Origin of the sequence: Microseira wollei NIES-4236 (assembly GCF_020521235.1) — a bacterium.
In the GTDB taxonomy this organism is placed as follows: Bacteria; Cyanobacteriota; Cyanobacteriia; order Cyanobacteriales; family Aerosakkonemataceae; genus Microseira; species Microseira wollei.
The window spans coordinates 1-1375 of the sequence record NZ_BLAY01000440.1 but is presented as its reverse complement, the minus strand read 5'-3'; the positions used below and the strand labels follow the sequence as shown (position 1 = coordinate 1375).

The following is a 1375-nucleotide window of genomic DNA, read 5'->3' as shown; positions in this document are numbered from 1 at the left end:
TTTCTACCAACCATTCAGCCACCTCCAAACCCAATGCTCCTAATCCACCAGTAATCCAATAACTCCCATCTGGTTGTATAGATAATTGCTCCTCATTAGTTTTTGTACTGATTTGCGGCATTGATACTACTACTTTGCCGATGTGCTTGGCAGCTGCCATGTAACGGAAACTATCCACTACCTGCTTGAGTGAAAACACTGTCTGAGGTAACGGCTTGAGGGTACCTTGTTGGAACTGTTCCATTAGCTGCTGCAACATCGCCAAAATTAAACCGGGATGGCTCTGGTTAACTTCCCCTAAATCGAAAGGAAAATATGAAATATCTCCTCTTTTGGCACTAAATTGGCTCTCATCCCAAATGCCGACTTTGCCGATTTCGACAAATCGTCCGTTCTTAGCCACTACCTCTAAATTTTTGTCAATGAACTCGCCATTGAGGCTATTGAGAACAATGTCTACCCCCTGTCCCTGTGTCAAACTCATCACTTCGTCGGCAAATTCCAAGCTGCGGGAGTTCATCACATGCTTGACTCCCATTGATTTGAGGAATTCCCACTTGTTCGCTGAAGCGGTAGCAAATACCTCAGCACCAGCTGCGAGTGCTATCTGCACTGCTGCTTGACCGACACCACCAGCTGCTGCATGAATCAACACTCGTTCTCCCGGTTGGATTTTCGCCAGATGATGCAATCCGTACTGAGCTGTTAAAAATGCTAAAGGTATTGTCGCGCCTTCCTGAAAACTCAACTTTGTGGGCTTTTTAACCACAGTTGCAGCTGGTAAGGTGACAAAACTGCTGAAGGCGTCGTGAGTTGTAATTAATCCTACAACTTCATCCCCAACTTGCAGATGGGAAACATTCTCTCCCACTGCTACGATAATGCCAGCACACTCCAACCCAAAAGTCAAGTCGCTGACCTGCATAATGCCCAATTTTTCGGCATAATATTCTTTGAGCATTCCTAAAGCATTGAGTACATCCCGGAAATTGAGTCCGGTTGCAAGCACTTGAATTTCCACCTCATCAACTTGTGGTGAGCGGCGCGTCATCGATTCATTGAATAGATTATCTAATACGCCATACTCGGATAGCTTTAATCGCACGGGTTGGTAAGCAGAAATTGCACGTTGTTTCTGCTTGGGGGAAATAGCTTGGGACTTCGCCAGTCGGGCTACATATCGCTTGCCTTGACGGATGGCTATTTGGTCTTCCGCATCTGCTGCTGTTAACTCCAACAGTAGTGCTTGCACTTTATCCTCTGTTGTCGCTTGTGCAGATAAGTCTAAACGCACACATCGTAATTCTGGATACTCTAGGGCAATGACTCGACCTAATCCCCACAAGCTGGTACCACTCAGTTGCATTGGCGCTGG

At 46.3% G+C, this 1375-nt stretch carries 1 protein-coding gene; it reads right to left on the bottom strand.

The genetic code is table 11. The features are described from left to right. A partial coding sequence (locus MiSe_RS49100) for a zinc-binding dehydrogenase (RefSeq protein ID WP_226594817.1) occupies positions 1-1375 on the bottom strand: 1375 nt, incomplete at both ends.